Here is a 19,297-nt window from a genome sequence, read left to right on the forward strand (position 1 = left end):
CCTGCATGAAATCCCGTCTGTTCATCATCAGCCAGTACCTGCTGCCGCACCATCTTCTGTCGCGGCTTGCCGGCTGCGTCGCCGAGTGCCGCTCACGCTGGTTCAAGAATGCCTTCACCGCCTGGTTCGCCAAGCGCTACCAGGTGAACATGAACGAGGCACTGGTCGAAGACCTCACCGCCTACGAGCACTTCAATGCCTTCTTCACCCGCGCCCTCAAGCCGGGTGCACGCCCGCTGGATGAAACCCCGGGGGCAATCCTGTGCCCGGCCGATGGCGCTGTGAGCCAGCTGGGCCCGATCGAGCACGGTCGCATCTTCCAGGCCAAGGGCCACAGCTTCAGCGCTCTGGAGCTGCTCGGCGGCGACCCGGCGCTGGCCGCCCCGTTCATGGGTGGTGAATTCGCTACCATCTACCTGTCACCGAAGGACTACCACCGCGTGCACATGCCGCTGGCCGGTACCCTGCGCGAAATGGTCTATGTGCCGGGTCGCCTGTTCTCGGTTAACCAGACCACCGCAGAAAACGTCCCCGAGCTGTTTGCCCGCAACGAGCGTGTGGTGTGCCTGTTCGACACTGAGCGCGGGCCGATGGCCGTCGTGCTGGTGGGGGCGATGATCGTTGCCTCGATCGAGACCGTGTGGGCCGGCCTGGTCACTCCACCCAAGCGCGAACTTAAAACCTTCCGCTATGACGAAGGCAGCCGTGCGCCGATCCATCTGGAGAAGGGTGCGGAACTGGGCCGCTTCAAGCTGGGCTCTACGGCTATCGTGCTGTTTGGGCCGGAGCAGGTGAAGTGGGCTGAAACCCTGGGTGCCGGTTCGGCAACGCGCATGGGTGAGCTGTTGGCGGTTCCCGCGCAGGCTTGATTCTGGCAAAAAATGAAAAGGCCCTGCATGACTGAAGTCATGCAGGGCCTTTTTGTCAGCGAGGCTTGTGTCAGCCCCGCGCGTCGCGGTCGCGCAGCCCCAGCAGATACAGCACGCCGTCCAGCCCCAGAGTCGAGATGGCCTGCTTGGCCGATTGACGTACCAGTGGCTTGGCGCGGAAGGCGACGCCCAGGCCGGCCAGCGACAGCATCGGCAGGTCGTTGGCACCGTCACCTACGGCAATGGTCTGCTCCAGTTGCAGGCCCTCTTCGCTCGCCAAATGCTGCAGCAGTTCTGCCTTGCGCTGGGCATCGACGATGGGCTCGACGGCCACGCCGGTCACCTTGCCATCGACCACTTCCAGCTCGTTGGCGAACACGTAATCGATGCCCAGGCGTGCCTGCACCTGCTTGGCAAAGTAGGTGAAGCCACCCGAAAGGATTGCAGTCTTGTAGCCCATGCGCTTGAGCTCGGCGAACAGGTTCTCGGCACCTTCGGTGAGGCGCAGCGAAGCACCGATCTGGTCCAGCACACCAACATCCAGGCCTTTGAGCAGCGCCATGCGCTCCTTGAAGCTGGCGCGAAAGTCCAGTTCGCCGCGCATTGCACGTTCGGTAATCGCCGCCACCTGCTCGCCGACACCTGCAGCCTTGGCCAGTTCGTCGATGACTTCGGCTTCGATCAGGGTCGAATCCATGTCAAACACGGCCAGGCGGCGGTTGCGACGGAACAGGTCGTCCTTCTGGAAGGCGATGTCGATGTTCAGCGCTTCGGACAATGCAAAGAAGTCGGCGCGCAGCGCCTGGGCATCGCTTGGCTCACCGCGGACGGAAATTTCCAGGGCAGCCTTGCCTTTCTCGCGCTGCGCGCCCAGGGCAACACGTGCAGACAGGCGCTCGATCCGCTCGATGGTCAGGCCATATTGGCTGATGACCGCGCTGACACTCTGCAGTTGCTCCGGGGTGATCTTGCGGCTGAGGACGGTAGCGATATAGCGAGCCTCGCCCTGACCATCGGCCCAGTGCTGGTAATCGGACTCGGAAATCGGCGTGTAGCGGGCCTGCAGATTCAGCTCATGGGCCTTGGACTGCACGCTTTGCAACAGGCTGGTGGCCACTTCGTTGTCCGGTATATCGACCAGAATGCCGAACGACAGGGTGCCGTGCATGACAGCCAGGCCGATGTCGAGAATGTTCACACCGCCCTGGAGCAGGACGCCGGTGATGGCGGCAGTGAGACCCGGACGGTCCTCACCGGTGATGTTGATCAGAACGATTTCGCGCACAACCTGGCTCCGACTTCGATGAAAAATGCGCATTCTACCGATTTTCCGTGACCATCGGGCGCCAACGATACTTTGCCGACAAAACTCGGGTCGCTATACTGCGCGCACTTTCATGCCATTAAGAGCCGCGCTCTGTGAACCGGCCCACGCCCGTCAAACCAGACAACTTCTTCCTCATGATCTTCCGTGCCCTGCGCCAACGTCGCGTTCCCCTGGCACTGCGCATCGCCAGCACCAACATTTTCTTGGTGGCGCTGGCGCTGGTGATCTATGCCTGCGTGATGGGTCTGCAGTTCAAGCAGGCCATGCACGAGCAGGCTGACGCCCTTGGCCAGAGCCTGACCACCCAGACAGCCACATCGGCGACCGAGCTGCTGGTGTCCAACGACATCCTCAGCCTCAACGTGCTGTTGGGCAACCTGGTGAAGAACCCGCTGGTGGCCCATGCGGCTATATATAGCGTGGATAGCCGCATCCTGGCCGAGGCCGGGCAGCGCCCACGCAACAGCCTGCTGGGTGAGGCCGAAGGCCTGTACCAGACCAAGATCACCTTCCAGGACGTGACCGCCGGGCAACTGCGCATCAGCCTGGACATGAGCCAGTTCCAGCAGCCGATGCTGATCAGCCTGCAGAGCATGGGCATCCTGGCCGCGATCCTGCTGGCCCTGGCGCTGAGCCTGAGCCTGCGCCAAGGCCGCCACATCACCCTGCCGCTGCTGCAACTGCGCGTATGGTTGCGCGACCCGCACCCCTACACCCCGGCAATCGATCGTCAGGATGAGATCGGCGATATTGCCCGCCAGCTGCATGCCCGCCTGGCCCCGCCGCCACCTCCGGAACCTGAGCCGGAGGAGTACGAAGACGAAGACGACTTCGACGACCTGCACGATACCCCTGCGCCGGTCAAAGCCGCGCCACGGGCCAAGGTTGCCGCCCAGGTAGACGACGAAGACGACGATGAAGCCTTTGCCGGCCTGCTGGACCACGAAGAAAGCGCGCCGAAGGCCGCCGTAGTCGACTCCGACGAGCCGCAGAGCACTGCGGTGCTGGCCGTTCAGCTAGGCTCGCAGGAGCAACTGCGCCGGCTGCCACGCACCCGCCTGACCGAGCTGCTGGAACGCTACCGCGACTGCCTGGAGCAGGCCGCGTCGCTGTACGATGGCGAGACCCACACGCTCAACGACGGCAGCACTCTGGTGCTGTTCCACAGCCGCGACTGCGGCGAGGATTACCTGACCAACGCAATCTGCTGCGGCGAGCTGCTGCGCGCCCTCGGCCACGCCCTGCAGATCGAGGTAGCCGACAGCGGCATCACCTTGCAACTGCAACTGGGCCTGGCCTTGGGCGATGACCTGCATGGGCTGGAACAGGTAGACCTGCTGATGACCGAAAAAGCCCAGGACGCCCTGGCTCTTTCCCAGCACAGCCGCAACCTACTGCTGGTGGAGCGGCAGATCAGTGATGACTCGCTGATTCGCCAGCGTGCGCGGATTCGGCCGATTGCCAGCCCTGAAGGCGCCTGCTGTGTCGAGCGCTTGATGGAGCCTTACCCCTCGATGCTGGAGCGACAGTTGGCGCGGATGCACGAGCGCAGGGTCTGATATCGAGCCCCCTGCTCTGACACCCACAAAAAAGCCCGCACATGTGCGGGCTTTTCTGTATCTGGGGCAAACATCAGAACCGATAAACTTCCATATCGGTCCGGATAGGGGAAGCCATGGGGATCTTCGACTTCTCCGGTGTTTTCTTGACCTGAACCGGTGCTGCAGGTTTTTTGCGCGACTCTTCGGCAATCGCTGGCTGGTTGGCCAAGGGTTTGACTGCAGCGCTCAACTGCTCTGCCAGCTTCTGCAACAACTGCCCCTGAGCCTGCACCTGCGACGACTCGCTGCCTTCGTGCGGCTGCTCGAGGTGAACGATACGGTTGTCGCGCACATTGCCGCGACGGTCCAGCAAACGCCATTGCGCGTCGAGGATGGCCGGCTGGTTCTTGCCCGAGTCCAGGCGGGTGATCGACAGCAATACCTGCACGTCAGGCGAGAAGCCACTGCTGGCCGGCGCCAGAACCACCCGTTGGCTGTCCAGGCGCCAGGCCAGCTGACGCACCAACAGTTGATCGATGTCTGCCGACAGGCTACCGGCCCAACGACCGTCCGTCGCCGAACTCAGGCTGCCATCAGCCTGGCGCTGCAAAAAGGTTTCACGCTGCAGGTAATCGGCAACCGATACCGGGCCGAGCACCACGGCCATGCCCGCACTCTGCGAGGGCTGGCCAGGATCACCGCTGTCGAGCTGATACAGGGCAACCGGCTGATGCATGCTGCATCCGCTCAGCCCCAGCAGGCCCGTCATCAATAGCGCAAATGGAAGGCGCAGAAATTTCATTCATCCCATCCAGGCGGTCGCCACCAGGCTAACCGCATTGATACTGATATAGATTCAATCGGGCACACGGCCACGCCGGCACCACAAGGGCACTATCATCCGCGAAATGTCGGTCCGACTCCAGCATTTCTGCCTGGAACGGCGCTGAAATTGCCGCCCCAGACATTTCTACCGGTTACGCCGGAACTTCCACCTGCAAACCGTCAACGCGCTGGAACCCGCGCGGCAGCTTGCTACCCCGCCGTCCACGCTCGCCCTTGTAATGCTCAAGGTCGTCCGGCTTCAAAGACAGGGTACGCTTGCCAGCTTGCAATACAAGGGTCGCGCCCTCGGGGATCACCGCCAGATCTGTAACATATTCTTCACGGCTGGCGACCCGATCACCGGGCACACCGATGATCTTGTTGCCCTTGCCTTTGCCCAGTTGTGGCAGGTCAGCGACCTTGAACACCAGCAAGCGGCCTTCGGTGGTCACTGCCGCCAGCCAGTCCTGCTCACGGTTGGCCACCGGGCGCGGACCGATGACCTTGGCACCGTTAGGCAGGCTGAGCAGCCCCTTGCCGGCCTTGTTCTTGGCCTGCAGGTCCTCACCTTTGACCACAAAGCCGTAACCGGCATCCGATGCCACCACGTACAGCGCATCATCGTCCGGCAACAGCACGCACTCGAAGGTAGCCCCCGGCGGCGGCGTCAGGCGACCGGTCAGCGGCTCGCCCTGGCCACGCGCCGATGGCAAGGTATGCGCCGCCACAGAGTAGCTGCGCCCGGTGGAGTCGATGAGCACGGCAAACTGGTTGGAACGCCCCGCCGCTGCAGCCTTGAAGCCATCCCCGGCCTTGTACGACAGGCCGGTTGCATCGATATCGTGGCCTTTGGCGCAACGCACCCAGCCTTTTTCCGACAGCACGACCGTGACTGGCTCCGTCGGCATCAGCTCGTTTTCCGACAGCGCCTTGGCTTCGGCGCGCGCGACGATCGGCGACCGGCGGTCGTCGCCGTAAGTTTCCGCATCCTTGATCAGTTCGCTGCGCACCAGCTTGCGTAGCTTGGCATCGCTGCCGAGCAGGGCCAGCAGCTTGGCCTGTTCCTTGAGCAGTTCGTCCTGCTCACCGCGGATTTTCATCTCCTCCAGACGGGCCAGCTGGCGCAGGCGCGTCTCGAGGATGTAGTCGGCCTGGATTTCGGTGAGGTCGAAACGAGCGATCAATGCCTGCTTGGGATGCTCCTCGGTACGGATGATGTGGATGACTTCATCGAGGTTGAGGAATGCAGTGAGCAAGCCTTCCAACAGGTGCAGGCGCCTCTCGACCTTCTCCAGGCGATGCTGCAGGCGGCGACGGACGGTACCGATACGGTACTGCAGCCACTCCAGGAGCAAGGCACGCAGGTTCTTGAGCTGCGGCCGGCCATCCAGGCCGATGATGTTGACGTTGACCCGATAGCTGCTTTCCAGCTCGGTAGTGGCGAACAGGTGCTGCATCAGTTCATCGGCATCCACGCGGTTGGAGCGTGGGATGATCACGATACGGCAGGGGTTTTCATGGTCCGACTCGTCACGCAGGTCAGCGACCATCGGCAGCTTCTTCGCCTGCATCTGCGCGGCGATCTGCTCCAGCACCTTGGCCCCGGAGACCTGGTGCGGCAACGCAGTGACGACAATGTCGCCGTCCTCGACCCGGTATACGGCGCGCATACGGATCGAACCGCGGCCGCTTTCGTAGATCTTGAGGATCTCGGCACGCGGCGTGATGATTTCGGCTTCGGTCGGGTAGTCCGGCCCCTGGATGTGTTCACACAGTTGCTCAAGGGTGGCCTTGGGCTCGTCGAGCAGGCGCACACAGGCACTGGCCACTTCGCGCAGGTTATGTGGCGGCACGTCGGTGGCCATGCCGACGGCAATACCGGTGGTGCCGTTTAGCAGGATGTTCGGCAGCCGTGCCGGCAATACTGCAGGCTCCTGCAGGGTACCGTCGAAGTTGGGCACCCAGTCCACGGTACCCTGGCCCAGCTCACCGAGCAGCACCTCGGAGTAGCGCGACAGGCGCGCTTCGGTGTAACGCATCGCCGCGAACGACTTCGGATCGTCCGGCGCACCCCAGTTACCCTGGCCATCGACCAGCGTGTAGCGGTAGCTGAACGGCTGCGCCATCAGCACCATGGCTTCGTAGCAGGCCGAATCGCCGTGGGGGTGGAATTTACCGAGCACGTCGCCGACGGTACGCGCCGACTTCTTGTGCTTGGCATCGGCATCGAGCCCCAACTCGCTCATGGCATAGACGATGCGTCGTTGCACAGGCTTGAGGCCGTCGCCGATGTGCGGCAAGGCCCGATCCATGATCACGTACATGGAATAGTTGAGGTAGGCCTGTTCGGTGAAGTCAGCCAGCGAACGGCGTTCGACGCCGTCGAGGCTGAGTTCCAGTGAGTCGCTCATGCGGGCCTCGTCATTTCAGGTTCTGGCGCAGCAGCATGGTGCCGCCGCGCTGGGTAAATTCAAGTTGTTTCAGAGCGCTCATGCCGAGCAGCACCGTCTGCCCATCCAACCCCGGCACCACCAGGGCGCGCACGCCCTGCAGGCGGATATCCCCCAGTTGCAGGCTGTCCAGACGCGTGCGGTACCCTTCGGTGCGACCGTTAGCGGTGCTGAGGATGACCGGGCTGCCACGTTGCAGGCTCAGGCCACGGGCCAGCGCCTCGGGGATCGCCACGTCGGTGGCCCCGGTATCGAGCATGAAATGCACAGCCTTGCCGTTGATCGCGCCATCTGCCACGAAATGGCCCTGGCCATTGCCCAGCAGGCGCACTTCGATGAAGCCTTCGCCGTGCTCGGACTGCACCTGGGTATTGGGGTTGCGCTCGCGCGCCTCCCATTCACCGAAAAAGCGCGTAGCCAGGAACATCGCCGCCGCCCAGGCGACGATCATCAGTACCCTGCCCGCACGCTTGCCCGGTGGCTGGCTCATGGTGTGGTGCTCCAACCGCCCTGCGGCGCGGCGAAGCGCCAGACGACCGGCCGGCTTTCACCATCGGCGCGGTCAGCGTTGTTGTTGTCAAGACCGATCCATGCGCCCTTGGTATCGATGACCAGCGCTTCGGCCAGGCCGAACGGCTGATCATAGCGTCGCTCGGGTACCAGAGCATCGGCTGCGAACGACCAGCAGCGCTCGACCTCACCGCTGTCGGCATGGCGTCGGCACACACGGTATGCATTACGTTCGAGGGTGAACAGCTTGCCCTCGAACCAGGCCAGGTCGGCGAAATCACGCGAAAGCGCACGGGCATTGGGCATTTGAGGCGGTTGCATCTCGACCCCGGCTTCACTGAGCAGTACGCAAGTGCGTCCGCACGTCCATACCGACTGCTGGCGCTCTATCTTTACCAAGCCGCGGCGCTCACGCTCGGCCGCAAGCCACAGGCGGTCACCGGCAGGGTTGATCGCCAGGCCTTCGAACAGGGCATTGAAGTTCAGCAGCATGCCAGTGGCCCTGGCCTGGCGCATCATCGCCGGGTCAACCCTGAGCCAGGCAGGCGCGCCTACGACCGGCAGTTGCAACACGGCCACATGCGCTTCGCTGACCAGGTAGATATTACCGGCCTGATCGCAAGTGATACCTTCGTAATCAAACTGGCCACCACGAATGTACGACACCGCCCAGTTGCGCGACTTCAGCCCCCAGGGCAACCCGCTCTCCGGTACCGGGGGCGGGGAAAAAGTCAAAGGCTGGGCGCGCCACACCTCATTGTGCTGGTCGAAGCGGTAGATACGGTCATCATCACGGTCTGAAACACCCCACAGCGCACCCCGGCAAAAAGCCAGCCCGGACAGATTGCCGCCGCGCATGCCGTCAATCGGATGCTCGGATGCCAGCTTCAGCTCCGGCCAGTCGGCTGCCAGGCTCGGCAGAGTAACCAGCGTCAATAAAACCGCGACAAACAGACGAATCAAACCAGAACCTCGGCCAGATTGCCTTTGGTCTCCAGCCAGTTCTTGCGATCGCCCGCGCGTTTCTTGGCCAGCAGCATATCCATGATTTCGGTAGTACCCTGCAGGTCATCCAGTGTCAGCTGGACCAGGCGCCGGGTGTTCGGGTCCATGGTGGTTTCGCGCAATTGCGGCGGGTTCATCTCGCCCAGCCCCTTGAAGCGGGTGACCTGTGGCTTGCCACGCTTTTTCTCGGCCACCAGGCGGTCGAGAATGCCGTCGCGTTCAGCCTCGTCGAGGGCGTAGTAGATTTCCTTGCCAAGGTCGATACGGTACAGCGGCGGCATGGCGACATAGACGTGGCCTGCTTCGACCAACGGACGGAAGTGCTGGACGAACAGCGCACACAGCAGGGTCGCGATGTGCAGGCCGTCGGAGTCGGCGTCGGCGAGGATGCAGATCTTGCCGTAGCGCAGTTGCGACAGGTCGGCAGCGCCCGGGTCGACACCGATGGCCACGGCGATGTTGTGCACTTCCTGGCTGGCTAGTACCTCGCCACCGTCCACTTCCCAGGTATTGAGGATTTTGCCGCGCAGCGGCAGGATCGCCTGGAATTCCTTGTCACGTGCCTGCTTGGCAGAGCCACCGGCCGAATCACCCTCGACCAGGAACAGCTCGGCCCGCATTGGGTCCTGGCCTGCGCAGTCGGCCAGCTTGCCCGGCAGCGCAGGGCCCTGAGTGACGCGCTTGCGCTCGACTTTCTTGCTGGCCTTGAGGCGGCGGCCGGCGTTGCTGATGGCCAGTTCCGCCAGTTGCATGCCTAGCTCGGGGTGTGCATTGAGCCACAGGCTGAAGGCATCCTTGACCACGCCCGAAACGAATGCCGCAGCCTCGCGGGACGACAGGCGCTCTTTGGTCTGCCCAGAGAACTGTGGCTCCTGCATTTTCATCGAGAGCACGAAAGTGATGCGTTCCCAGACGTCTTCGGGCGCCAGCTTGACCCCACGCGGCAGCAGGTTGCGGAACTCGCAGAACTCGCGCATGGCATCGAGCAGCCCCTGACGCAGGCCATTGACGTGGGTACCGCCCTGGGCGGTGGGGATCAGGTTGACGTAGCTTTCCTGAACACTGTCACCACCTTCTGGCAGCCACAGCAAGGCCCAGTCCACGGCTTCCTTGTTACCGGCCAGGCTGCCGCAGAAGGGCTCGTCCGGCAGGCGCTGGAACTCGCTGACCGAGTCGACCAGGTAGGAACGCAGGCCATCCTCGTAGTGCCATTCGACCTTCTCGCCGCTGGCCTTGTCCTCGAAGCTGACCAACAGGCCCGGGCACAATACGGCCTTGGCCTTGAGCACGTGCTTGAGGCGGCTGATGGAAAACTTGGGTGAATCGAAATACTTCGGGTCGGGGCTGAAGTACACACTGGTACCGGTGTTGCGCTTGCCGACCGTACCGACCACTTCCAGCTCGCTGGCCTTGAAGCCATCGGCGAAGGTCATCTGGTATTCATTGCCGTCCCGCTTGACGCGCACGCGCACCTGGGTCGACAGGGCGTTGACCACCGAGATGCCGACGCCGTGCAGGCCCCCGGAGAACTGGTAGTTCTTGTTGGAGAACTTGCCGCCGGCGTGCAGCTTGGTGAGGATCAGCTCGACCCCCGATACACCCTCTTCCGGATGGATATCCACCGGCATGCCGCGGCCATCGTCGCTGACCTCCAGCGAGTGGTCGGCATGCAGGATGACCTGCACCGAACGGGCGTGGCCAGCCAGGGCTTCGTCGACACTGTTGTCGATGACTTCCTGGGCCAGGTGGTTCGGCCGGCTGGTATCGGTGTACATGCCCGGCCGTTTACGGACCGGGTCAAGGCCCGAGAGGACTTCGATGGCGTCTGCGTTATAGGCGCTAGCGCTGGGATTGGCCATGGGTTCTCGTCGTCAGTCTGGTGAATGCGAAAAAATCAAAATACAGAAAAATCGAGCGCCGCATACTGCCCCCGGGCAACTCCGGCGAAGGCAAGCAGGGCTGGTATCTGCTCGGCAAAACCCTGGTAGCCATGGTTGCCACCGGCCTGGATACGCAACGCGCACGCCCGGTAATAACGCTCGGCGTGACGATAGTCCAGGGTTTCATCGGCGGTCTGCAACCACACTTGATAGCGGCTGGCGTCCGCTGGGGCCGGCACTTCCAGTTCAGCGAGGGCCTGGACATGATCGTGGGTCAGTTCCCAGGTTTCGCCGCTGTAGTGGTTGCGCTGGGTGCCCAGGTAGCCGTCGAACAGTTTGTGCGGGGTGACCGCCGGGTTGATCAGCAGGGCGTTGAGGCCATGGCGCTCGGCCAGATGGGTGGCATAGTAGCCGCCGAGCGAACTGCCGACCAGCAGGGGCGCCCCCAGTTCGGCGATGGCGGCTTCGAGCTGTGCAATGGCCTGGCGCGGGTGATGGTGCAAGGCGGGTACGCGCAACTGGCCTGACAGGCCTAGCTGCTGCATCACAGCCTGGAGCTGACGCGCCTTGGTGGAGAGCGGTGAGCTGTTCAAGCCATGGATATAGAGGATGGAACCCGACATGCTGCCCCCGGAATCTTTGGCTTCGCGCCCGATGGTGGAGGCGCAGGGATGCGCAGTGTAGCGTGTTCGCCGTGTTTTGGCGCTGCGGCGGGTTTTTCGCAACAATTTTTGGGCCGCACGGCGGCCCCTGGTTTCAATAGCCCGGGCTATCAAAATCGAGCTTCACCTCAAAGTCCGTGGCCCGCTGCACCCCGGTCTCCAGCCGCCCGTCGGCATGCAGGCGCAACCACCGGTAACCCGGCTGCTCCTCGCTCACCTTGAAGTCTTCGCTACGAGCGGCGAACTGTATGCAGGTCGATGGCGTGGCCAGCAGGCGCAAACCGCCACGCAGCTCATCCCACTCCTGATGAATATGCCCCCAAAGCAGCGCCTTCACCTGTGGATAACCCTCAAGCCGGCGCAACAATTCGTCAGCATTGCGCAAACCGATCGGTGCGATCCAGGCGCAGCCGATATCCACAGGTTGATGGTGACAGCAGACCAGGCAATGGCGCCCCCCTGCCGACACCAGCGCATCATCGAGCAGCGACAGCTGTGCCGGCTCAAGCAGCCCATGGGTCGCACCTTGCACCGCCGAATTGAGCATGATGATACGCCAGGCGCCGATATCGGTTACCGCCTGCACCAGCTCCGGCGCCACCTCGGCCATGACCCTGGCTTCATCATGATTACCCGGCAACCAGCGCGCCGGTACGGCGAAGTCACCCGTCAGATCACGGAACGCCTGATACGAGGCAGCACTGCCATCCTGCGAAAGATCACCGGTGCACAGCAGCAAATCGATACACGGCTGTTCGCGGCGCACCTGGGCGATCACATGGCGCAGGCTGTCGCGCGTGCGCAGCCCCAGCAGCGTGCCCGCAGGGTCGGCGAACAGGTGAGCGTCAGTCAATTGCACCACGCATACGGGTGCCTGAGAGGGGTCTGGGTGCGGCACCGGCCGTCTCCTCGGGGAATTCAGCACGAATTATGGCGGGGGATTGGTTGCGAGCAAATAGTCGAAACCGACCGGCATCACATTTCAGCGCACACTTGCCAGCTCGTGACCACAGGCCAGGCAGTGGCTCAGCCATTCCCCGAGAAACAGATTGAGCTGGGCCTTTTCATCCGGCTGGTGCATGGACTGGTTGGGATACGGGTAGATGCTGCGCAGGCGCCGGGTATGCTCGGCGCTGACCACTTCGGCCATGCGCGCATCGTGGTACACCTGCACCTCCAGGTGGGGCACCGGCAGCCAAGGCAGGCTGTGCTCCTGGCGCACCCGCAGGGTGGTGGTGTAGGGGCAGGCCAGCACCACATCGAGCACCAGCACGCCGAGCATCTGGTCGCCCTGGGTCATGCCGATGCGGCGCGAACTCTGCGTGGTACGCATGTCGGGAAGCAGGCGCATGAGCCGGGCGTAGTTGGCCTCACAGGCTGCCTGCAGCCCGGCCAGATCGACCCGATAACGCTCACGCAGCAGGTTCACTTCCACATACCTCGTACTTCATCTCTGTTGAGCGCCAGCCATTGCAGGCCAATGATCGTCGCCGCATTGCAGATGCGCCCGTCGCGCACGGCCTGCAAGGCATCTTCGAACGACCAGACCCGCACGCGGATATCCTCGCCCTCTTCTTCCAGGCCGTGCAGCCCCCCGGCGCCTTCGCTGCTGCAGCGGCCAAGGAACAGGTGCACGTATTCATCACTGCCGCCGGGCGATGGGAAATAACGGGTCATCGGCCACAGGGCGCTGAAGGTCAGACCGGCTTCTTCTTCGGCTTCACGATGAGCGACCTCTTCAGGCTGTTCGTCCTTGTCGATCAGGCCGGCGACCATCTCGATCAGCCAGGGATTGTCGACTTTATCCAGCGCGCCGACGCGAAACTGCTCGATCAACACCACTTCATCACGCAGTGGATCGTAAGGCAGCACGCAGACGGCATCATGGCGCACGAACAGTTCGCGGCTGATCTCGCGGCCCATGCCCCCGGCAAACAGCTCATGGCGCAGGCGAAGCTTGTCGAGCTTGTAGAAGCCCTGGAAGCAATTGGCCCGTTCGATGATGTCGAAGCCCTTGGGCACTGAATTCAACGCGTCTGACATGGAAATCCTCATTACCTCAAATACTGCTTCGCGCCATCCTACTCTGCACGCCTGCCTGTTTCACCCCTTTCCGGTAACCGTTCGCGCAGTCGGGACAGCGGCTCTTCTCTCTGTTAGCTTAGTGGCGAACTGAAGGCCGCGCAGGCGGTCAAAGGCCGACTTTTCCCTGTATTGCAAGGATCATCATGACACTTGTCAAACTGACTGCCGTGGCTGTGCTGGCCTTGGCCCTCGGTGCCTGCCAGAGCCTGTTCGCGCCGAATTACCGTGCCCCACTGGAGGTAAAGCGCGACGCCTGGGAGCACGTAAAGCCAGGTTGCAGCGAGAGTGACTGCCCACTGGTGAACATTGACACCATTCACTTCCCGGACCTGCCCAAGCTCGACGGCATCGTCGAAAAACGCCTGCTGCAACTGACCGAAGACAACCAGCATGGCACCGCACCAAGCACTTTGCAGGCGTATGAGCAGCAATACCTGGCCACCGCCGACAAACGCAACAGCAGCTACCTGCAAGCCAAGGTACGTGAACAGCATGACGGGCTGGTGATCATCGAGCTGTCCAGCTACCTCGACAGCGGCGGCGCCCATGGCATGCCAGGCCGGGGCTTCATCAACTATTCGCGCAAGCTGGACAAGGTGCTGACCCTGCAAGACATGCTGGTGCCGGGCCAGGAAGATACCTTCTGGAAAACGGTAGAAGAATCGCACCGCGCCTGGTTGATCAGCGTGGGCATGGACAAGGATGCCGAGTTCGTCAAAACCTGGCCATTCAAGAAGTCGCCGCACATCGCCCTGACGTACGGCGCAGTGGTGGTCAAATATGAGGTCTATACCATCGCGCCCTACTCCATGGGCCACGTGGAGTTGAAAATCCCCTACCCACGCCTGAACGGCGTGCTCAAGCCCGAACTGTTCCCCGGCCGCGGCTGAGACTCAGTAGCGCATGCAGCCCACCCGCCAGCAACAATGCCGGCAGGGTAGCGCCGAACTCTGGCGCTTGCGCAGCGATGCTGTGATAGGCCACCACACCCACCGCCCAGGCCAGCAGCGCCTGCCAGTGCAAACCATCAATTTGTGCTGGAAGGCGGCGGCGGCGGATCACGAAGTGGTCCGTCAGCACCACACCGAACAGCGGCGCGAACACCGAGCCGATCAGCAGCAGGAAGTTTTCGTACTGGGCAAGCGGCGCCAGCAGGGCAATCAGGGTGCATAGCACACCGATGCCCAACGCCAGGTACTCGACCTTCAGGCGTACCAGCAGACTGGTCGATACCGCAGCCGAGTGGATATCGGCAAAGGCCTTCTCCGACTCGTCCAGCAAAATCAGCAGCAACGGAATACCCAGCCCGGCACCGGCCAGGGCCAGCAGCAGCGCATTGGCCTCACCGCTCGGCGCAAAGGCCAGGGTGTAGGCCACGCCAAGGCTCATCAACCAGGTATTGCCAATGAAGTAACCGAGCACGGTCCCGCCGAACACTCGCTTGGCGCTGCGGGCAAAACGTGAGTAGTCGGCGATCAATGGCAACCAGGACAGCGGCATGGCGATGACGATGTCGAAGCCCACAGCCAGCGACATCGACCCATCTGCGCTGCGCCGCCACAGCTCGCCCAGGTCAGCCTTGGCGAACAGGTTCCAGGTCAGCCACAGGCAAGCGCCCAACAACAGCCAGATCCCCCATTTGCGCAGCACCTTGCGCACGAATGCCAGCGGCCCGCTGACCGCGAGCAGCGTAGCCAGGCCACCGAAGCAGAGGGTCCAGAACATCGGGCTGTTCCATAGACTGCCTTCACCGAAGGTGCGCGCGCCGAGCAGGCTGGCGGCGTCACGCATGACAATGATCTCGAACGCGCCCCAACCGACCAGTTGCAGCAGGTTGAGCAGCGCTGGCAGGCGCACGCCTTGGCTGCCCAGGCTCAGGCGCAGGGTGGCCATGGCGCAAAGGCCCGTATCGCTGCCAATCACGCCTGCCGCCCCAAGCAGCAGCACGCCCACGCCGGTGCCCAGGGCGATGGCCAGCACCGCGCCGGCCAGGCCCAGGCCTGGAGCGAGCATCGCGCCGACCTGCAGGACCATCAGGCCGATACCGAGGGAAAACCAGAGCGAGAACAGGTCGCGACCACCGAACGGGCGTTGGCTGGTGGGGACAGGGTGGTCGGGGGAAAAATGGCTGGGAGTTGTCATTGTTGTTACTCGACAAAAGAAAACAAATCGACACGGTCGTTGCAGGAGCGGCGCACCGGCAAGGCCGCTCCTGCAACAGATCAGCGCTGCGGCTTACACCTTGTGGTACAGCTGGCTGCCTTCCTGGCGGAACCGTTCGGCCTGCTCGCGCATCCCCTCCTCAACCGATACATCCACCGCATCGATGCGCAGGTTGGCGGCGTATTCCCGTACTTCCTGGGTGATTTTCATCGAGCAGAACTTCGGCCCGCACATCGAGCAGAAGTGCGCGACCTTGGCCGATTCCTTCGGCAGGGTTTCATCGTGGAAGGCACGTGCGGTGTCAGGGTCCAGGCCCAGGTTGAACTGGTCCTCCCAGCGGAACTCGAAACGCGCCTTGGACAGGGCATTGTCACGGATCTGCGCGCCCGGGTGGCCCTTGGCAAGGTCGGCTGCATGCGCGGCGATCTTGTAAGTGATGATGCCGGTCTTGACGTCATCCTTGTTCGGCAGGCCCAGGTGCTCCTTGGGGGTGACGTAGCACAGCATGGCGCAGCCGAACCAGCCGATCATGGCCGCACCGATGCCCGAGGTGATGTGGTCGTAACCAGGCGCAATGTCGGTGGTCAAAGGGCCGAGGGTGTAGAACGGCGCTTCGTCGCAGCACTCCAGCTGCTTGTCCATATTCTCTTTGATGAGCTGCATCGGCACATGGCCAGGGCCTTCGATCATGCACTGCACGTCGTGCTTCCAGGCGATCTTGGTCAGCTCGCCAAGGGTTTCCAGCTCACCGAACTGCGCAGCGTCGTTGGCATCGGCAATCGAGCCTGGGCGTAGCCCGTCACCGAGCGAGAAGCTCACGTCGTAAGCCTTCATGATTTCGCAGATCTCATCGAAATGCGTGTACAGGAAATTCTCCTGGTGATGCGCCAGGCACCACTTGGCCATGATCGAACCGCCGCGGCTGACGATACCGGTGACCCGCTTGGCGGTCAGTGGCACGTAGCGCAGCAGCACGCCAGCATGGATGGTGAAGTAGTCCACGCCCTGCTCGGCCTGCTCGATCAGCGTGTCGCGGAACAGCTCCCAGGTCAGGTCCTCGGCAACCCCACCGACCTTCTCCAGGGCCTGGTAGATCGGTACGGTACCGATGGGTACCGGCGAGTTGCGGATGATCCACTCGCGGGTTTCATGGATGTGCTTGCCGGTCGACAGGTCCATGACCGTGTCCGAGCCCCAGCGAATACCCCAGGTCAGCTTGGCTACTTCCTCCTCGATCGAGGAACCCAGGGCGCTGTTGCCGATGTTGCCGTTGATCTTCACCAGGAAGTTGCGGCCGATGATCATCGGCTCCAGTTCCGTGTGGTTGATGTTGGCCGGGATGATCGCGCGACCGCGGGCGATTTCCTCGCGCACGAATTCGGCGGTGATCTCTTTGGGGATGTTGGCGCCGAAGCTGTGGCCGGCGTGCTGCTGCTTGAGCAAGCCAGCAGCGCGGGCCTCCTGCAGCTTCATGTTCTCGCGGATGGCGACGTATTCCATCTCGGCGGTGATGATGCCCTGGCGGGCGTAGTGCATCTGCGAGACGTTGGCGCCAGCCTTGGCGCGGCGCGGGTTGCGCACATGGTTGAAGCGCAGCTTGGCCAGTTCGGCGTCGTTCAGCCGCTGCTGGCCGAAGTTCGAGCTCAGCCCACCCAGGCGCTCGGTATCGCCACGGGCGTCGATCCAGGCCGAACGCACATCGGCCAGGCCTTTGCGCACATCGATGATGACGTCGGGATCGGTGTAGGGGCCGGAAGTGTCATAGACCATCACCGGCGCGTTGGCTTCGCCGCCAAAGTCGGTGGGGGTGTCGTGCAGGCTGATTTCGCGCATCGGCACGCGTATGTCCGGGCGCGAGCCCTCGACATAGACCTTGCGCGAACGCGGGAAGGGTTGCACGGACTGCTGATCGACTTGCGCCGACTCGCTGAGGTTGATCGTTTTTTCTTGTTTGCTCATCACAGGCTCCAGACAGCTTCCTAGCGGTGGAATGTCGGGGAGAACCTGAAAGACGCGGACGCACCCCTTGGCGGGCATGCAGTGCCGGATACATGGAGTGCCTTGAGCTGCTTGCAGCTGCGACATTCCCGGACCTGGCACAAGAGGCTCCCCGGGAAGGCGAGCAATCTTGTTCCCTACGCAGGCGCTAACCTGATCAGGTTCAACGGGATCCGCACCTATGCGATCTCAGCCTTTGCTTCAAGGCACCCCGACAAGAACGTGCGCAGTCTAGACTGGAGTGGCCGGCAAAGCCAAGCGTGTAAAACGGGGGGATGATGAAAGGCACAGCCAACGATTGTTGCCAGTTGCGCATGGCACTACACTGCCCCAACGCTCGATACTCAACAGTTCAGTAATTAAATTTCGTACAAGGATTGCCTCTATGCTGCGCAAACTTTCACTGGCGATTGCCGTGTCTTGTGCGTCCAACGGAGTGGCCTGGGCAGCGGATGTGCCCATGACGGTCAAGACTGACCTGGTCAGCGTCTACCAGGAAGCGGTCGACAACAACGCCGATCTTGCCGCCGCCCGCGCCGATTATGGCGCGCGCCGCGAAGTGGTGCCCCAGGCCCGCGCCGGCCTGCTGCCCAACCTGTCGGCAGGTGCCGAAATGATGAACACCCGCACCAAGCTCGACGAACCCTCGATCACCTCCAACCGCAGCGGCAACGCCTGGAGCGCCACCCTGGCGCAACCTGTCTTCCGCGCCGACCGCTGGTTCCAGTTGCAGGCCGCCGAAGCTGTCAATGAGCAGGCAGCGCTGGAGTTGTCTGCCACCGAACAGAATCTGATCCTGCAGACCGCGCAAAGCTACTTTGCCGTGCTGCGAGCCCAGGACAACCTTGCAGCCACCAAGGCCGAAGAATCGGCTTTCAAGCGCCAACTCGACCAGTCCAACGAACGTTTCGATGTCGGCCTGTCCGACAAGACCGACGTACTGCAATCCCAGGCCAGCTATGACACCGCCCGGGCCAACCGGATCATCGCCGAACGCCAGGTGCAGGATGCCTTCGAGGCATTGGTGACCCTCACCAACCGCGAATACACGTCGATCCAGGGCGTTGTCCACACCTTGCCCATACAGGTGCCCACGCCCAACGATGCCAAGGCCTGGGTCGAGACTGCCGGGCGGCAGAACCTCAACCTGCTGGCAACCAACTACGCAGTCGATGCCGCCGAAGAAACCCTGCGCCAGCGCAAGGCCGGCCACGCCCCGACACTGGATGCGGTAGCCAAGTACCAGAAAGGCGACAACGACAGCCTGGGCTTCACCAACCCTTCGCAACTGGGCGTGCGCTATAGCGGTGACGTGGAGCAGACCAGCATCGGCCTGCAACTGAACATTCCGATCTACAGCGGCGGCCTGACCAGCTCGCAGGTACGCGAGGCATACCAGCGCCTGAGCCAGAGCGAGCAACAACGCGAGAGCCTGCGCCGCCAGGTGGTGGAGAACACACGCAACCTGCACCGTGCCGTGAATACCGATGTGGAACAGGTGCAAGCGCGCAAGCAGTCGATCATTTCCAACCAGAGCGCGCTGGAAGCCACCGAGATCGGTTACCAGGTCGGTACCCGCAACATCGTCGACGTGCTCGATGCCCAGCGCCAGCTGTACACCTCGGTTCGCGACTACAACAACAGCCGGTACGACTACATTCTCGACAACCTGAGCCTGAAGCAGGCGGCCGGCACCTTGAGCCCACAGGACCTGGTGGACCTCAAGCGGTACCTGAAGGCGGACTACAACCCGGACAAGGACTTCCTGCCACCGGACCTGGCGGCGGCAGCGGCGAAGAACTTCGAACGCAGGCCTTGAGGCAGGTGCTGGCTTCTTCGCGGGTAAACCTGCACCCACAGGGCTTGCGCCAGTGTTTCAACAATGCGCCTACCCTGTGGCCGGCTTGCCGGCGTGCCCGTCAGGCAGTCACTGCAATCGTCGAATCAAAGCGTTGGATGGGCGCATCCGAAAACCCACTACT

The 19,297-nt window shown here is 62.6% G+C and carries 16 protein-coding genes and 1 riboswitch; of the genes, 4 read left to right on the forward strand and 12 right to left on the reverse strand.

Features of this window, described 5'->3' with window-relative positions:
- Positions 1 to 5 precede the first annotated feature (5 nt).
- Entirely contained in the window at positions 6 to 869 is an 864-nt protein-coding gene (gene asd, locus JOE27_RS14030; protein WP_046788109.1) for an archaetidylserine decarboxylase, read from the forward strand.
- A gap of 70 nt (positions 870 to 939) precedes the next feature.
- Here asd and serB read toward each other — a convergent pair whose 3' ends face one another.
- Complete coding sequence (serB, locus tag JOE27_RS14035; RefSeq protein WP_046788110.1) at positions 940 to 2,154, reverse strand: phosphoserine phosphatase SerB; 1,215 nt, start codon at positions 2,152 to 2,154, stop codon at positions 940 to 942.
- 134 nt (positions 2,155 to 2,288) lie between these two features.
- Between serB and JOE27_RS14040 the strand changes: the two genes are divergently transcribed.
- Positions 2,289 to 3,755, forward strand: coding sequence for an AhpA/YtjB family protein (locus JOE27_RS14040; protein WP_115273757.1), 1,467 nt, complete (start codon positions 2,289 to 2,291; stop codon positions 3,753 to 3,755).
- Positions 3,756 to 3,828: 73 nt separating this feature from the next.
- Here the strand turns inward: JOE27_RS14040 and JOE27_RS14045 are convergent, their stop codons facing one another.
- From JOE27_RS14045 to JOE27_RS14085, 9 genes are all read right to left on the reverse strand, one after another.
- Positions 3,829 to 4,539, reverse strand: a complete 711-nt coding sequence (locus JOE27_RS14045) for an ABC-type transport auxiliary lipoprotein family protein (protein ID WP_046788112.1) — start codon at positions 4,537 to 4,539, stop codon at positions 3,829 to 3,831.
- A 175-nt stretch (positions 4,540 to 4,714) separates the two neighbouring features.
- Complete coding sequence (gene parC, locus JOE27_RS14050) at positions 4,715 to 6,973, reverse strand: DNA topoisomerase IV subunit A (RefSeq protein WP_046788113.1); 2,259 nt, start codon at positions 6,971 to 6,973, stop codon at positions 4,715 to 4,717.
- A gap of 10 nt (positions 6,974 to 6,983) precedes the next feature.
- A complete protein-coding gene (locus tag JOE27_RS14055; protein ID WP_115273756.1) occupies positions 6,984 to 7,502 on the reverse strand; it encodes a TIGR02281 family clan AA aspartic protease in 519 nt (172 codons plus the stop codon).
- Complete coding sequence (locus tag JOE27_RS14060; protein ID WP_115273755.1) at positions 7,499 to 8,485, reverse strand: esterase-like activity of phytase family protein; 987 nt, start codon at positions 8,483 to 8,485, stop codon at positions 7,499 to 7,501. The genes JOE27_RS14055 and JOE27_RS14060 overlap by 4 nt, the downstream gene beginning before the upstream one ends.
- The gene (gene parE, locus JOE27_RS14065; RefSeq protein WP_012316499.1) at positions 8,482 to 10,386 is read right to left on the reverse strand and encodes a DNA topoisomerase IV subunit B; all 1,905 of its coding nucleotides are present in this window, start codon (positions 10,384 to 10,386) and stop codon (positions 8,482 to 8,484) included. Before parE ends, JOE27_RS14060 begins: the two co-directional genes overlap by 4 nt.
- Before the next feature lie 35 nt (positions 10,387 to 10,421).
- The gene (locus tag JOE27_RS14070) at positions 10,422 to 11,030 is read right to left on the reverse strand and encodes a YqiA/YcfP family alpha/beta fold hydrolase (protein WP_196997108.1); all 609 of its coding nucleotides are present in this window, start codon (positions 11,028 to 11,030) and stop codon (positions 10,422 to 10,424) included.
- Between the two features lie 133 nt (positions 11,031 to 11,163).
- Positions 11,164 to 11,967 (reverse strand): 3',5'-cyclic-AMP phosphodiesterase, encoded by an 804-nt coding sequence (gene cpdA / locus JOE27_RS14075; RefSeq protein WP_196997109.1) that lies wholly within the window; start codon positions 11,965 to 11,967, stop codon positions 11,164 to 11,166.
- An 84-nt stretch (positions 11,968 to 12,051) separates the two neighbouring features.
- Positions 12,052 to 12,504, reverse strand: coding sequence for a DUF1249 domain-containing protein (locus JOE27_RS14080; RefSeq protein ID WP_042111790.1), 453 nt, complete (start codon positions 12,502 to 12,504; stop codon positions 12,052 to 12,054).
- On the reverse strand, positions 12,495 to 13,112 hold the full coding sequence (locus JOE27_RS14085; RefSeq protein WP_012316503.1) for an NUDIX domain-containing protein: 618 nt from the start codon (positions 13,110 to 13,112) through the stop codon (positions 12,495 to 12,497). The genes JOE27_RS14080 and JOE27_RS14085 overlap by 10 nt, the downstream gene beginning before the upstream one ends.
- A 185-nt stretch (positions 13,113 to 13,297) precedes the next feature.
- Between JOE27_RS14085 and JOE27_RS14090 the strand changes: the two genes are divergently transcribed.
- Positions 13,298 to 14,044, forward strand: coding sequence for an RsiV family protein (locus JOE27_RS14090; protein WP_115273752.1), 747 nt, complete (start codon positions 13,298 to 13,300; stop codon positions 14,042 to 14,044).
- On the opposite strand, the gene cytX is transcribed toward JOE27_RS14090, so the two are convergent.
- Both cytX and thiC read right to left on the reverse strand, forming a co-directional pair.
- Positions 14,013 to 15,296 (reverse strand): putative hydroxymethylpyrimidine transporter CytX, encoded by a 1,284-nt coding sequence (gene cytX, locus JOE27_RS14095; protein WP_046788120.1) that lies wholly within the window; start codon positions 15,294 to 15,296, stop codon positions 14,013 to 14,015. The two genes, JOE27_RS14090 and cytX, sit on opposite strands and share 32 nt — an antisense overlap.
- 93 nt (positions 15,297 to 15,389) lie before the next feature.
- Positions 15,390 to 17,276 carry a phosphomethylpyrimidine synthase ThiC gene (gene thiC / locus JOE27_RS14100; RefSeq protein WP_046788121.1) on the reverse strand — a complete coding sequence of 629 codons (1,887 nt, stop codon included), beginning with the start codon at positions 17,274 to 17,276 and terminating at the stop codon, positions 15,390 to 15,392.
- A gap of 156 nt (positions 17,277 to 17,432) precedes the next feature.
- Positions 17,433 to 17,539: riboswitch (TPP riboswitch) on the reverse strand.
- A gap of 161 nt (positions 17,540 to 17,700) precedes the next feature.
- Between thiC and JOE27_RS14105 the strand changes: the two genes are divergently transcribed.
- Positions 17,701 to 19,134, forward strand: a complete 1,434-nt coding sequence (locus JOE27_RS14105; RefSeq protein WP_115273751.1) for a TolC family outer membrane protein — start codon at positions 17,701 to 17,703, stop codon at positions 19,132 to 19,134.
- The last annotated feature ends 163 nt before the right edge of the window (positions 19,135 to 19,297 follow it).

The sequence above is a fragment of the Pseudomonas sp. M5 genome (assembly GCF_016907075.1).
Taxonomy (GTDB): domain Bacteria; phylum Pseudomonadota; class Gammaproteobacteria; order Pseudomonadales; family Pseudomonadaceae; genus Aquipseudomonas; species Aquipseudomonas putida_E.

What these genes read in the sequence shown, in the direction of transcription:
- asd (WP_046788109.1), top strand. Translation starts at nt 6, where the DNA reads ATGAAATCCCGTCTGTTCATCATCAGCCAGTACCTGCTGCCGCACCAT.
- JOE27_RS14045 (WP_046788112.1), bottom strand. Translation starts at nt 4,539, where the DNA reads ATGAAATTTCTGCGCCTTCCATTTGCGCTATTGATGACGGGCCTGCTG.
- parC (WP_046788113.1), bottom strand. Translation starts at nt 6,973, where the DNA reads ATGAGCGACTCACTGGAACTCAGCCTCGACGGCGTCGAACGCCGTTCG.
- JOE27_RS14055 (WP_115273756.1), bottom strand. Translation starts at nt 7,502, where the DNA reads ATGAGCCAGCCACCGGGCAAGCGTGCGGGCAGGGTACTGATGATCGTC.
- parE (WP_012316499.1), bottom strand. Translation starts at nt 10,386, where the DNA reads ATGGCCAATCCCAGCGCTAGCGCCTATAACGCAGACGCCATCGAAGTC.
- JOE27_RS14070 (WP_196997108.1), bottom strand. Translation starts at nt 11,030, where the DNA reads ATGTCGGGTTCCATCCTCTATATCCATGGCTTGAACAGCTCACCGCTC.
- JOE27_RS14085 (WP_012316503.1), bottom strand. Translation starts at nt 13,112, where the DNA reads ATGTCAGACGCGTTGAATTCAGTGCCCAAGGGCTTCGACATCATCGAA.
- JOE27_RS14090 (WP_115273752.1), top strand. Translation starts at nt 13,298, where the DNA reads ATGACACTTGTCAAACTGACTGCCGTGGCTGTGCTGGCCTTGGCCCTC.
- cytX (WP_046788120.1), bottom strand. Translation starts at nt 15,296, where the DNA reads ATGACAACTCCCAGCCATTTTTCCCCCGACCACCCTGTCCCCACCAGC.
- thiC (WP_046788121.1), bottom strand. Translation starts at nt 17,276, where the DNA reads ATGAGCAAACAAGAAAAAACGATCAACCTCAGCGAGTCGGCGCAAGTC.
- JOE27_RS14105 (WP_115273751.1), top strand. Translation starts at nt 17,701, where the DNA reads ATGCTGCGCAAACTTTCACTGGCGATTGCCGTGTCTTGTGCGTCCAAC.